Annotated in this window: 9 protein-coding genes and 2 tRNA genes; 7 read left to right on the top strand and 4 right to left on the bottom strand. The window is 30.0% G+C overall.

Features of this window, described 5'->3' with window-relative positions:
• Window position 1 precedes the first annotated feature (1 nt).
• Window positions 2–3,040, bottom strand: coding sequence for a pyruvate dehydrogenase (acetyl-transferring), homodimeric type (gene aceE, locus E5R92_RS04195; protein WP_168606847.1), 3,039 nt, complete (start codon window positions 3,038–3,040; stop codon window positions 2–4).
• Window positions 3,041–3,171: 131 nt separating this feature from the next.
• Window positions 3,172–4,359 (bottom strand): acetyl-CoA C-acetyltransferase, encoded by a 1,188-nt coding sequence (locus tag E5R92_RS04200; RefSeq protein WP_168606848.1) that lies wholly within the window; start codon window positions 4,357–4,359, stop codon window positions 3,172–3,174.
• A gap of 75 nt (window positions 4,360–4,434) precedes the next feature.
• Here E5R92_RS04200 and E5R92_RS04205 point away from each other — a divergent pair.
• From E5R92_RS04205 to E5R92_RS04230, 6 genes are all read left to right on the top strand, one after another.
• A tRNA-Arg gene (locus tag E5R92_RS04205) sits at window positions 4,435–4,511 on the top strand.
• Between the two features lie 122 nt (window positions 4,512–4,633).
• The gene (locus tag E5R92_RS04210; protein ID WP_168606849.1) at window positions 4,634–5,059 is read left to right on the top strand and encodes a PaaI family thioesterase; all 426 of its coding nucleotides are present in this window, start codon (window positions 4,634–4,636) and stop codon (window positions 5,057–5,059) included.
• 129 nt (window positions 5,060–5,188) lie between these two features.
• Window positions 5,189–7,618 (top strand): helicase-related protein, encoded by a 2,430-nt coding sequence (locus E5R92_RS04215; RefSeq protein WP_229704498.1) that lies wholly within the window; start codon window positions 5,189–5,191, stop codon window positions 7,616–7,618.
• 49 nt (window positions 7,619–7,667) lie between these two features.
• Window positions 7,668–8,093, top strand: coding sequence for a tellurite resistance TerB family protein (locus E5R92_RS04220; RefSeq protein WP_168606850.1), 426 nt, complete (start codon window positions 7,668–7,670; stop codon window positions 8,091–8,093).
• Complete coding sequence (gene fdxA, locus E5R92_RS04225) at window positions 8,090–8,416, top strand: ferredoxin FdxA (protein ID WP_168606851.1); 327 nt, start codon at window positions 8,090–8,092, stop codon at window positions 8,414–8,416. Before E5R92_RS04220 ends, fdxA begins: the two co-directional genes overlap by 4 nt.
• A complete protein-coding gene (locus E5R92_RS04230) occupies window positions 8,358–9,272 on the top strand; it encodes a CarD family transcriptional regulator (protein WP_168606852.1) in 915 nt (304 codons plus the stop codon). The genes fdxA and E5R92_RS04230 overlap by 59 nt, the downstream gene beginning before the upstream one ends.
• A 355-nt stretch (window positions 9,273–9,627) precedes the next feature.
• Here E5R92_RS04230 and E5R92_RS04235 read toward each other — a convergent pair whose 3' ends face one another.
• Together E5R92_RS04235 and E5R92_RS04240 are read right to left on the bottom strand one after the other, a co-directional pair.
• Window positions 9,628–11,334, bottom strand: coding sequence for an AMP-dependent synthetase/ligase (locus E5R92_RS04235; RefSeq protein ID WP_168606853.1), 1,707 nt, complete (start codon window positions 11,332–11,334; stop codon window positions 9,628–9,630).
• 7 nt (window positions 11,335–11,341) lie between these two features.
• Window positions 11,342–11,426 (bottom strand) — tRNA-Leu (locus tag E5R92_RS04240).
• 70 nt (window positions 11,427–11,496) lie between these two features.
• Between E5R92_RS04240 and E5R92_RS04245 the strand changes: the two genes are divergently transcribed.
• Window positions 11,497–12,093 (top strand): YqaA family protein, encoded by a 597-nt coding sequence (locus E5R92_RS04245; RefSeq protein WP_168606854.1) that lies wholly within the window; start codon window positions 11,497–11,499, stop codon window positions 12,091–12,093.
• Window positions 12,094–12,099: the final 6 nt, after the last annotated feature.

Here is a 12,099-nt window from a genome sequence, read left to right on the forward strand (position 1 = left end):
TTTATAGTTTTGTTGGCATTGGTTTGCTGCCATCAATATTATACTTTTTTATCGCTTCTTTAGCATATTTAGAAGCAATCAGTTGCTCTTTTGCTAACACACTCAGTCCATAAGCAACAATATGCTCTTTATCAACTTCAAAAAAATTTCTAAGGTTTTTTCTAGTATCACTTCTTCCGTAACCATCTGTCCCTAAAGAATAAAAACTTTTATTAGTGTAAGGTCTAATTTGGTCAGAATTCATTCTCATATAATCTGAGGCTGCCATAATTGGTCCTTCAGTTTTTCCTAAACACTGTTCTACAAATGAAACTTTTTGTTCTTTATCAGGGTTTAAGAGATTGTATCTCTCAACTTCCATACCATCTTTTCTCAACTCATTAAAGCTAGTAACACTCCAAATTTCACTATCTATCTGATATTCATTTTGAAGAATTTCTGCTGCAGCCATCATTTCTCTTAATATTGTGCCTGAGCCTAAAAGTTGAATTTTTGTTTTCCGATATCTATTAAATTCTTTAATCTTGTACATTCCTTTAAGAATTCCTTCTTCGCAATTTTTGTCTTTTGGCATACTTGGATGTGAATAATTTTCATTCATAGTTGTGATATAATAAAAAACATTTTCATTTTTTTCATGCATCCTTCTCAAACCTTCCCTAAAAATAACAGCTAACTCATAATGAAAAGTTGGGTCGTATGTTACACAATTTGGTATCGTAGAAGCTATCAAGTGACTGTGTCCATCTTGGTGTTGTAGTCCTTCACCAGCTAAAGTAGTTCTACCAGCTGTCGCTCCAATTAAAAAACCCCTAGCCTGACTATCTCCAGCAGCCCATGCAAGATCTCCTATTCTTTGAAAACCAAACATTGAGTAAAAAATATAAATTGGAATCATTTCAATATCATGGTTCGTGTAAGCTGTTGCTGCTGCGATCCAAGACGACATTGCTCCAGCTTCATTAATTCCTTCTTCTAACACTTGTCCACTTTTATCCTCTCTGTAAGAACTTAACTGTGCTGAATCTTCAGGTTCATATTTTTGACCTTCATGTGCATATATTCCTATTTTTTGAAAAAATCCTTCCATACCAAAAGTTCTTGCTTCATCAGGAATAATTGGGACTAACCTCGGTGAAACATTTTTGTCTCTTAGTAAATTTGTAAACATTCTAACTAATGCCATGGTTGTAGACATTTCTTTTTCACCTGTTGATACTTTCATAAAGTCAAAAATATCTTTTGCTGGTGCTTTAATTGGTTTTGCGTAAGTTGTTCTCTCTGGCAATGAACCACCAAGACTCATTCTTCTTTCTTTGATGTATTTAATTTCTGGAGATTTTTCGTCTGGCTTAAAATACTCTACATTTTTTACTTGGTCGTCGGTTAAGGGCACATCAAAACGATCTCTATAATATAGTAAATCATCTACGTCTAATTTCTTAGTTTGATGAGTAGTGTTAACACTTTCACCTGTTTTCCCCATACCATAACCCTTAATAGTTTTAGCAATTATAACCGTTGGGCTACCTTGATTTTTTGATGCCTGATCATATGCTGCATAAACTTTATGAGGGTCGTGACCACCTCTATTCAATCTCCATATATCTTTGTCTGATAAACTTGAAACTAGTTCTTGTGTTTCTGGATATTTGCCAAAAAATCTTTCTCTAACGTAAGCTCCATCTCTAGCCTTCATTGCTTGATACTCGCCATCGACAGTTTCATTCATAGCTTTAACTAGGTGACCTGTTTTATCATTAGCAATCAGTGAGTCCCAGTAAGAACCCCAAATTACTTTAATTACATTCCAACCAGCTCCTCTGAAGCTTCCTTCCAGTTCTTGAATAATTTTTCCATTACCTCGAACAGGTCCATCTAATCTTTGAAGGTTACAGTTTACAACAAATATTAGGTTATCTAATTTTTCCCTAGCAGCTAATCCTATTGCACCTAGAGACTCAGGCTCATCCATTTCTCCATCACCAAGAAATGCCCAAACTTTTCTACCTTCATCTTTAATCAGTCCTCTATTAATTAAATATTTCATATATCTCGCCTGGTAAATTGCAAGCATAGGTCCTAGTCCCATTGATACAGTTGGGAACTGCCAAAACTTTGGCATCAACCAAGGGTGTGGATATGAGGAAAGTCCACCTGGTTTTACTTCTTGTCTAAAACTATCTAATTGTTTTTCATTTAATCTGCCTTCTAGAAATGCTCTAGCATAAATACCTGGTGCACTATGGCCTTGAAAATAAACTAAATCACCACCAAATTTATTATTCTTAGCTCTCCAAAAATGATTCATCCCCACATCATAAAGTGTTGCTGCCGATGCAAATGTACCTATATGACCACCTAATTCAGGAAATTTTTTATTTGCTCTAACAACCATAGCTGCTGCATTCCATCTAATTAAAGATCTAATTCTTCTTTCAACATTCTGATCTCCATTGGACTTAACTTCTGCCTCTGGTGGAATTGTATTTATGTAAGGAGTGTGTTGTGTATAAGGAATATTTGCACCTTCTCGATATGCTTTGTTAATTAATTCTTTTATCAAAAAATGAGCTCTTTGATTTCCATCTTTTTCAACAACTGCAGATAAAGACTCTAACCAATCTTGAGTTTCTAATGGGTCAATATCATTTTCATTTGTAATTTGAATTATTGTTTGTTTTTTTTCTGGGGCTGGACTTTGTTGAATAGTTGCTTCTTTTTTTTCATTCTTCAAAACAGATTCTGCCTGGTTAATAATACTTTCTGTATCTTTAGGGATCGGCTTTTCTAAAAGGCTTTCTTTTGAAGACTTGATACTTAGTAATACGTCTCCTTTGGAAACTTTATCACCCACTTTAATATTTACAGATTCTATCTTACCAGAAACTGTTGATGGAATTTCAACACTAGATTTATCGCTTTCAATAGTAACAACAGGATCATTTAAGTTTATTTGATCTCCAACTTTTACTAAAAGTTCAATAACCTCAACTTTTTCAAATTCACCAATGTCTGGAACAAGTAATTTTTCACTCATTATTTTAAATCGATTTATACACCTAAAAAAAACTATATCTCGTGTTATTTTAACTCAATAATAAGCCTTTTTCTCTAAACATGTATTTTTATTGAACAAAAAACTTTAAAAATTAACAAATAAATAAGAAATTAATTTCTCTCAATACACATAGCTATTCCCATTCCACCACCAATACAGAGAGTGACACAACCTTTACTTTTATTTTGTCTAATCATCTCGTGAATAAGGGTTACTAAAATTCTGGTTCCTGAAGTTCCAATTGGGTGTCCTAATGCAATTGCCCCACCATTAACGTTTACAATCTCTTCAGGAATTTTAAGATCTCTAATTACAGCAATGGTTTGAGCTGCAAATGCTTCATTTATTTCAAACAAATCAACATCCTCTCTCGTCCATTCAGCTTTTTCTAAAGCTATATTAACAGCCTGAATTGGACCTAGTCCCATCAATGAAGGCTCAACACCACAAGATGCCCAAGAGACTACTTTAGCTAACGGCTCTATAGCTCTAAGTTCTGCCTCCTCTCTAGACATTAATATAGTTGCTGCCGCACCATCATTGATTCCTGACGAATTACCCGCAGTGACTGTTCCATTTTCTTTAAAAACAGTTTTTAATTTTTTTAGATCTTCTAAATTTAAATTGTTTCTTGGATGTTCATCTTTTTCAAAAAGAAAATTTTTATTATCTGTGTCAATCTTTAATTTGATCAGCTCATTTTTGAATCTATTTTCACTTATAGCTTTTTGAGTTTTTTCTTGAGAATTTAAAGCAAATAAATCTTGCTCATCTCTAGAAATTTTATATTTTTCTGCAACATTTTCAGCAGTAATTCCCATGTGATAATTGTTAAATGAGTCTATTAACCCATCATTGATCATTGTATCTACTAGCTTATTTTCATCTAGCTTTTTATCTTCTCGATAAAATATAGCATGTGGTGCTCTAGACATATTTTCTTGTCCACCGGCAACTATAATTTTATTTTCTTGTAATTTAATGGACTGATATCCTGAAATTATAGATCTTAATCCAGATCCACATACTTGATTGATTATATGTGCGGGCTTTGAAACTGGAATTCCAGCATGAATCGAGGCTTGTCTTGCTGGGTTTTGTCCTAATCCTGAAGTGAGAACATGTCCCATAATCACCTCATCAATATCGTCTGATTTTAATTTTGATTTATAGACAACTTCTTTTATGGCTAGTGAACCTAGTTTATCAGCGCTAAAACCTTTTAAAGACCCTTTATATGCACCTATAGGCGTTCTTAACGCTGCTGTAATAACTACATCACTTAATTTTTTGCTCATTGATAGTAGAGCATAATATTTTATAACTTAAATTACATCAAAAACTTTGATATGTTAGGGAAATTATTTAATTAAGGACCGCTGGCCAAATTGGATAAGGCGCTCGGCTACGAACCGGGAGATTCCAGATTCGAGTTCTGGGCGGTCCACCAAAAAAGGATAAATAACAATGTTAGATTGGCTACTAAAATCATCACTACAAAAATCAGTTATATATTTTTTTATAATTGTTTTTATAATTTTATTAATTTTAACTTTCATACTATAAAGAACTATGAGTAATGAATTTGAGCAAATAAGTATTAAGCCTGGTTTTATGAAACACAATGGTGGTGTTTTATTTAGAACTATTTCTGAAACAGAATATGAATTTAAAACAACAATTAATGAAAATCATTTAAATGCTGCTGGGATAACTCATGGTGGTTATTTATCAGCCTTAATTGATGCAGGAGCAGGAACTGCTGCGCACAGAACGTCTGGAAATGCGCCTTGTGTAACTATTTCATTAGATCTAAAGTTTATTGGTGCATCTAAAGTTGGTGATGAAGTTGTTGGCTTTACAAGAATTCTAAAAAAAACAAACACACTGGTATTTTTGTTTTGTGAACTAAAATGTAATGATAAAATTATAACTTCAGCATCAGGTATATGGAAAATTCTAAAAATAAAACCTTCTGACTTAGGTCCTGGTGGTTAGTTTTTAATAATTTTATAAACTTTAAAATGAGAACTTTTTTCTAATGATTCGGTCATGTTTTAACCTATTTTTGTTCTTTATGGACAACAATATATGGTGGAGCAAAAATTTAAGGTACCATCAATAGAAATGTCTAAAAATAAAATTACAGCTGTTCTTGGTCCTACAAATACTGGCAAAACCTATCTAGCAATAGAAACTATGCTTTCATTTGACTCTGGAATGATTGGATTTCCATTACGTCTACTTGCACGAGAGGTATATGACAAAATTATAAAAAAAATAAGTTCTGATAAAGTTGCATTAATCACTGGTGAAGAAAAAATAATTCCCCCTAATGCTAAATATTTTCTTTGTACAGTAGAATCGATGCCAATCAATAAGCATTTAGATTTTGTAGGTATTGATGAAATACAAATGTGTGCAGATCATGAGAGAGGTCATATTTTTACTGATAGATTGTTAAATCTTCGTGGAGAAAAACTAACAATGTTCATGGGCTCTAATACTATTAGAAATATAGTTAGTAAGTTGAATGAAGATACTGAATTTATAAATAGAGAAAGATTTTCTAAACTTACTTATGTAGGACATAAAAAAATTTCAAGGATAAATAGAAAAACAGCAATAATAGCTTTTTCAACCGAAGAAGTTTATGCAATTGCCGAACTTGTACGTAGACAAAAAGGTGGAGCAGCTATTGTTATGGGTTCTTTAAGTCCAAAAACAAGAAATGCTCAGGTTGAATTATATCAATCAGGAGATGTTGATTTCCTGGTTGCAACTGATGCAATTGGTATGGGAATTAACATGGATTTAGAAAATGTATACTTTTCAAACCTTAAAAAATTTGATGGTAAAAAATTAAGACGTCTTAACATGTCTGAGATCGGACAAATTGCTGGAAGAGCAGGTAGATATTTAAATGATGGTAATTTTGGAGTTACTGGAGACTGCAAAGATATTACAGCTGAAGAAGTAGAATTACTTGAAAATCATAAATTTGAGGAAATTAGAATGTTATTTTGGAGAAATTCTAATTTAAATTTTAATAACGCGCGCAATTTAATTAAGTCACTTGAAGAAAAACCCAATAAAGATTGGTTAAGGAAAATACACGAGTGTGGAGATGAAAAAGTATTAAAATATTTTTTAAAAGATATGGAAGGTAACAAAATTGAAAATAATAGAGAAACACTTGAGTTGCTTTGGGAGTGTTGCCAAATTCCAGACTTTGTAAAAAAAACATATGGAAATCATATTGAAGTTGTTGGCAAGGTATTCAGTTTTTTAAATAGTAATGATGGTAAAATTACCAATAATTATATGAGATTACAGTTAATAAAATTAGATAAACTAGAAGGAAATGTAGATTCTTTGTCAAATAGAATTGCAAATGTTAGAACTTGGTCATATGTTTCCAATAAAATTAATTGGGTTGAAAACCAAGATTATTGGATAGAAAAAACAAAACTATTAGAAGACAGATTATCAGATAGACTGCATGAAGAACTTACAAAAACATTTATTGATAAAAGAGCAAGTGTACTCGTACGAGGCTTAAACCAAGATATGGATTTTAAAACTGAAATAATGGAAGACGATAAGGTAATAATTGATGAACAGTTTATTGGTGATTTAAAAGGTCTAAAATTTGAAATGGACTTAAAGGTTGGAGCTCTAGAAACTGATATTAAATCATTAAAAAAAGCAGCAAGACAGACTGTCAGCCCTGAGCTTCAAAAAAGAGTTTTATTAATAATAGAAACAGGTTTAGTTGAATTAAAGGATGATTTTAAAATTTACTGGAAAAACTTTCCTATTGCAAAATTAATAGCTGGAAAAGATTATTTAAATCCAGATATACTTTTAATTGTAGATGATCTTCTGGAAAATAATGATAAACAAAAATTATCAGATTTTATTGAGAAATGGATTAGAGAAAAAATTAATTTAGTACTAAAAAGTTTAATTGGTTTAAGAAATTTAAAGGAAAGTAACTCGTCTATTAAAGCTCTAGCTTACCAATTGTATGAAAACAATGGAGTAATTAAAAGAGAAATAGTTACTGAGTATTTAAAAAAACTTGGACAAGATGAAAGAAAAATTTTAAGAGACTTAGGAGTAAAGTTTGGGCGTTATCATATTTTTTTATTCAGACTATTAAAGCCTGAAGCTGTTTCTTTAAGAACTTTATTATGGAAGAATTTTAACCAAAAATATTTTGAACTAACACCACCTACGTTTGGTTTAAATTTTTTAGATGAAAAAAATAAAAAAAATAAAAAATTTATGCTTTTATGTGGATTTGAAAATTTTGATAATTATTTTGTTAGAATTGATATTCTAGAAAGATTATTTGTACTGATTATTAATGCGAGCCCTGAAAAAAATAAAGAAATCAAACTGATACCAGAAATGCTTAATTTATTAGGATGTAGTAAAGATAACTTTAAGAGTTTGATTGAAAAAATGAATTATAAAACTTTAGAAAAAGACAATAACATGTATTTTAAATATAATCCAAAAAACAAATTAAAAAAACTTTTAAAAAAATAGACACTTCAAACAGCCCATTTAAAATACTGAAAAACTTAAATTTAAATTAATGATTACCTTTTTTAAAAACAAAGAAAAAAAAGAACCTCAAAATAGTTCTTATTCTAAAATTGCTGCCTTACTAATTCATGCAGCAAAAATAGATGAGGCTTATGAAAAAAAAGAAGAAGATATTATTAAAGAAACGTTGGTTGATTTAGGTGCGCCAATCTCTGATATTGATAAAATTATGTCTGAAGCAATAATTATTGAAGAAAATTCAAATCAAATATTAGATTTTACTAGGGAGGTAAAAAACGTTCTAGATTCTGATAAAATTAAGATAATTGAATCATTATGGAAAATCATCTATTCAAACGATAGTGCTGATATTTATGAAACAAACTTAATGAGAAGACTCTCAGGCTTGCTATATGTGGATGCCAAAATAATGGGAGACTTAAAATTAAAAGTAAAAAATGAGTTGGGAAAATGACTTACGTTGTAAATGACAAATGTATTAAGTGTAAACTAATGGACTGTGTCGAAGTCTGCCCTGTTGATTGCTTTTATGAAGGTAAAAATATGCTTGTAATTAAACCGGAGGAGTGTATAGATTGTGGCGTTTGCGAGCCAGAATGTCCAGTAGACGCAATAGTAGCAGATACTGAGTCTGGAAGCGAAAAATGGCTTGAACTAAATACTAAGTATTCTGAAATTTGGCCAAATATAACTATTAAAAAAGATCCTCCAAAGGATAATGAAAAATATAAAAATGAAGAAAACAAGTACGACAAATATTTTAGCGAAAATCTTTAAAAAAACTCCTAACAAAAAAGTAAGAAAAAAAGTCAAACCAAAGGTAGCTAAAAAGCCAACACTTTCTAAAGCTAAAGCTGTAAAAAAAAATATTTCAATTAAAAAAACTAAAACAAAAAAAGTAACTGCAACTAAAATTAAAAAAAATTTAAAAACAATTTCTAAAAAAGCTACTCCAGAAAAAGTAGAAATAAAAACTGATAATTTAAGAATTTCAAAAAGTAATGAAGTTAAACCTGAAATTAAAAAGGTAAAAAAGCAGGAAACAGAAAAAAGAGAATATAAAGTTAAGGATTACGTTGTTTATCCAAAACATGGTGTTGGCCAAATTATAGAATTTAAAAAAATTAACATTGGTGGAATTGATGTTGAAACTTATGTTCTTAAATTTGAAAAAGATAAAGCTAATGGTATGGTTCCCGTAAATAAGCAATCTCATCTTAGGCCTCTTGCAACAATAAATCAGGTCAATAAATGTATATCTATTTTAAAAAGCAAGCCAAAAATTAAAAGATCTATGTGGAGTAGAAGAGCACAGGAATATGAAGCAAAGATTTCTTCAGGCAAAATCTATGAGCTTGCTGAAGTTGTTAGAGATTTAAATAAAGGTGATGATTTAATGGTTGACCAATCATACAGTGAAAGACAGTTGTTTGAAAAGGCTTATGAAAGAATTTTATCTGAATTTCAAATAGTGATAGGTGTATCACTAGAAGACACACAAAAAAAATTAGATAAAGCATTAAAGAGAAACTTAGAGGGCCAAGCAAAAGCTATAGCTGCACCAACAAAGATTAAAGAAACTGCTGTGGAACCTGACACAGACTCAGAGCCAATTAGCGATACTGAAGATTAAAAATTGGGGCAAAAAAAAACGCCTCTCACACATAACGTTATGAGAAGCGTTTTTTGAAAAGTCTAAGATACTATCTTTTTCTTTTCTTCGCTTTTTTAGCTTTTTTAGCTTTTTTCTTAGTTTTCTTTTTAGCTTTTTTAGCTTTTTTTCTTGTAGCCATCTTTAGCTCCCTGTTTAAGTTAAACGAATCAAAGTGATTCGTTGTTAAGTTATTTTTATTTTTTTATACAAGTGATGTCAATTCATTAATTAATTAGCAAATTTCAAATTTATTTTTTAAAAAAAAGTTTTTTTTATCTTTTTGATATGTAAAAAACATTAACGTTTATGCGACTTATAAAGTCTTTTATAAAAATTAATTAAAAAGTTTTTCTAACTCATTTTGATAAGTTTTTACAATTTTATATCTTTTTAATTTCAAAGTAGGTGTCATCATATTATTTTCAATTGTAAATTGATTTTTAATTACAAAAAACTTTTTTATTTTTTCTATTTTGCTTAAATTTTTATTTATTTTTTCTATTTCTATTTTAATTTCTTTATTCTTTATATTTTTATATTCTGAACTTAAAACAATTAGACAAACTAGGTAAGGTTTATTATCACCATAAACCAAACTTTGCTCTATGAAATTAGATTTATTTAAATCACTCTCTATTTTGATTGGAGAAATATTATCTCCACCTGGAGTTATAATTATATCTTTTTTTCTATCTGTTATTTTTAAAAATTCACCATCAAACTCTCCTATATCACCTGTAGATAACCATCCATTCTTTAAAACTTTATTTGTTTCTTCTTCATTATTCCAGTAACCTAACATAACATTTTCTCCTTTAACCAGAATCTCACCATCATTTTCAATTTTAACTAAATTTCCCCTAAAAGGTTTGCCCACAGTTTCTACTCTAATTTCATTAATAGAATTGCAGCTTACCACCGGAGATGTTTCCGTTAATCCGTACCCTTGTAGTGTTGGGAGACCAATTGCATTTAAAAAATAACCCACTTCTTTGTCTAATGCTCCTCCTCCTGATATGAATGCTTTTAAATTTCCACCAAATTGTTCTTTGATTTTCTTTCTTACCAAAAGATCACAAACAAAATTGATTAAACTTTCTATTAATGAAAATTGCTCTCTATTTAATTTCTTATTTCCAAGTTTGATAGTTTGATTGATTAAGAATTTTTTTATTCCTGTAGCTTTACTAAAATTAGTATTTATTTTTTGATGTAAATTTTGATAAAATCTAGGCACGGCCGTCATTATCTCTGGAGAGCAATTTCCCATATCTTTTATAAGTTTTTCTATACTCTCGGCATAGAATACCTGTGCTCCCACAACTATTTGGACAAACTGGACTGTATGCTCGTATGAATGAGAAAGGGGTAGCCAAGTCAAAAATTTAGGATTTTTAGAAATAAACTCTTTTAATAAACCAAGTGCTCCTTCGCAATTGTTTAAAATTCCACCATGGCTTAATACAACACCTTTTGGATTTCCTTGGGTACCGGATGTATAAATTATACAAGCAACATCTTTTCTTTGAATTTTTAATTCAGAAAAATTTAAAGAACTAAAGCTTTTATTCGCAAAGATTTGATTAATACTTACATGAAGTTCTTGGTCAAACTCTTCAATTACATCAAAAAAAATTATTTTTTTTATAAATTTTTTTTTAGGTATAATATTTTTTACTTTTAAATACTGCGTCTTATCAGAAATGATTAAAACAGTCGGCTTACAATCATCAATTATATACTCGTAGTCTCTTTCTATATAAGTTGTGTAAGCCGGAACTGTTATGCCTCCTGAAAGCATAATAGATAAATCTGATATCATCCATTCAGGTCTATTTTCTGATATTAGCAAACATCTATCACCTTTTTTTATATATTTTGATATTTCCTCAGAAAGTTTAATGACATTTGAATATACATCCTCCCAAGAATACCTTTTTTCAACTTCTTTTAAGGACTGCAAAAACACACTTGTTTTATCTTGTTTTAGATATTGATTATAAAATAGTTCTAATAAATTATTAACTTTGTTTATTTCCATACAATATTGGTGGGCGAAGAGAGAATCGAACTCTCACTTCTTGCGAAACACGATTTTGAGTCGTGCGCGTCTACCAGTTCCGCCACTCGCCCTTTGTTTTCCCTATTATAACTATAAAATTAAATAGTATAAGAACATAATTTATATTAAAAACAAAAAAAAATGCTTAATGAATTATATCAGAAAACTTTAAAACTTGCCTCTCATAAGAGGTCAAATACTTATCTTGCAATTTTATCTTTTACTGAAAGTTCTTTTTTTCCAATCCCTCCTGACGTTATGATTGCTCCAATGGTTATTGCAAAAAAAAATGATTATTTAAAAATTTTTTTAATAGCTACTTTATTTTCTTCACTTGGAGGTATCCTTGGATATTTCATTGGATCTTATTTTTTTGATATTGGAATGATTGTAATAGAATTTTATAATTATGAAGAAAAGGTAATTAATCTTAAAAATAACTTGTCTGAAGGAAGTGGTCTTTATGTATGGCTTGCTACTTTATTTCTTGCTGGATTTACACCTTTGCCTTTCAAAGTATTCACAATAACTAGTGGCATGATTGGTTTTAATTTGCCTATATTTTTCATTATTTGTTTATTTTCTAGAGGGTTGAGATTTTTTATCGTCTCATACCTATCATATAAATTTGGTGATATTTTTAACAAATTTATGAAAACTGATGCTTCAAAATGGTTCACAATTTTGGGGATTATAATTGTATTAATTTTTGCCCTAATATATTTTGTAATTAAATAGTTAAAC

It is taken from the genome of Candidatus Pelagibacter giovannonii, from assembly GCF_012276695.1.
Classification (GTDB): Bacteria; Pseudomonadota; Alphaproteobacteria; order Pelagibacterales; family Pelagibacteraceae; genus Pelagibacter; species Pelagibacter giovannonii.

Excerpts from the sequence above, each read along its gene's own strand:
- fdxA (WP_168606851.1), top strand. The coding sequence starts at position 8,090 with ATGACTTACGTTGTAAATGACAAATGTATTAAGTGTAAACTAATGGAC.
- E5R92_RS04235 (WP_168606853.1), bottom strand. The coding sequence starts at position 11,334 with ATGGAAATAAACAAAGTTAATAATTTATTAGAACTATTTTATAATCAA.
- E5R92_RS04245 (WP_168606854.1), top strand. The coding sequence starts at position 11,497 with ATGCTTAATGAATTATATCAGAAAACTTTAAAACTTGCCTCTCATAAG.
- E5R92_RS04200 (WP_168606848.1), bottom strand. The coding sequence starts at position 4,359 with ATGAGCAAAAAATTAAGTGATGTAGTTATTACAGCAGCGTTAAGAACG.
- E5R92_RS04230 (WP_168606852.1), top strand. The coding sequence starts at position 8,358 with ATGAAAAATATAAAAATGAAGAAAACAAGTACGACAAATATTTTAGCG.
- aceE (WP_168606847.1), bottom strand. The coding sequence starts at position 3,040 with ATGAGTGAAAAATTACTTGTTCCAGACATTGGTGAATTTGAAAAAGTT.
- E5R92_RS04215 (WP_229704498.1), top strand. The coding sequence starts at position 5,189 with ATGTCTAAAAATAAAATTACAGCTGTTCTTGGTCCTACAAATACTGGC.
- E5R92_RS04220 (WP_168606850.1), top strand. The coding sequence starts at position 7,668 with ATGATTACCTTTTTTAAAAACAAAGAAAAAAAAGAACCTCAAAATAGT.
- E5R92_RS04210 (WP_168606849.1), top strand. The coding sequence starts at position 4,634 with ATGAGTAATGAATTTGAGCAAATAAGTATTAAGCCTGGTTTTATGAAA.